This window comes from Acinetobacter sp. P37 (assembly GCF_057480965.1).
In genome coordinates this window covers 1-1280 of sequence record NZ_JBLIYY010000045.1, presented here as the reverse complement: position 1 = coordinate 1280, position 1280 = coordinate 1, and the positions used below count along the sequence as shown (strand labels likewise).

Annotated in this window: 1 rRNA gene; it reads left to right on the top strand. The window is 49.8% G+C overall.

Annotation, left to right across the window (positions count from 1 at the left end):
* Nucleotides 1-1280 (top strand): 23S ribosomal RNA (locus AC25JC_RS17295); the annotation flags it as partial.

Sequence of the window (1280 nt, the reverse complement as noted above, 5' to 3'; positions counted from 1 at the left end):
AATACATAGGTTTATGAGGCGAACGAGGGGAAGTGAAACATCTCAGTACCCTTAGGAAAAGAAATCAATTGAGATTCCCTCAGTAGCGGCGAGCGAACGGGGAAAAGCCCATTAAGTTATCTAAGCTTTAGTGGAACGCTCTGGGAAGTGCGACCATAGTAGGTGATAGTCCTGTACACGAAAGGGCTTAGATAATGATGTCGAGTAGGGCGAGGCACGTGAAACCTTGTCTGAATATGGGGGGACCATCCTCCAAGGCTAAATACTCCTGACTGACCGATAGTGAACCAGTACCGTGAGGGAAAGGCGAAAAGAACCCCTGTGAGGGGAGTGAAATAGATCCTGAAACCGCATGCATACAAGCAGTGGGAGCCAACTTGTTTGGTGACTGCGTACCTTTTGTATAATGGGTCAGCGACTTACATTCAGTAGCAAGGTTAACCGATTAGGGGAGCCGTAGAGAAATCGAGTCTTAATAGGGCGTTTAGTTGCTGGGTGTAGACCCGAAACCGGGTGATCTATCCATGAGCAGGTTGAAGGTTGGGTAACACTAACTGGAGGACCGAACCCACTGTCGTTGAAAAGCCAGGGGATGACTTGTGGATAGGGGTGAAAGGCTAATCAAACTCGGTGATAGCTGGTTCTCCCCGAAAGCTATTTAGGTAGCGCCTCGGACGAATACCATTGGGGGTAGAGCACTGTTTCGGCTAGGGGGTCATCCCGACTTACCAAACCGATGCAAACTCCGAATACCAATGAGTACTATCCGGGAGACAGACTGCGGGTGCTAACGTCCGTAGTCAAGAGGAAAACAATCCAGACCGCCAGCTAAGGCCCCAAAATTGTAGTTAAGTGGGAAACGATGTGGGAAGGCATAGACAGCTAGGAGGTTGGCTTAGAAGCAGCCACCCTTTAAAGAAAGCGTAATAGCTCACTAGTCGAGTCGGCCTGCGCGGAAGATGTAACGGGGCTAAAACTACATGCCGAAGCTGCGGATTTACACATTAGTGTAAGTGGTAGGGGAGCGTTCTGTAAGCCGATGAAGGTGGATTGAGAAGTCTGCTGGAGGTATCAGAAGTGCGAATGCTGACGTGAGTAACGACAAAACGGGTGAAAAACCCGTTCGCTGAAAGACCAAGGGTTCCAGTCCAACGTTAATCGGGGCTGGGTGAGTCGACCCCTAAGGCGAGGCCGAGAGGCGTAGTCGATGGGAAATTGGTTAATATTCCAATACTTCAGTGTAATGCGATGAGAGGACGGAGAAGGTTAAGTCAGCCTGG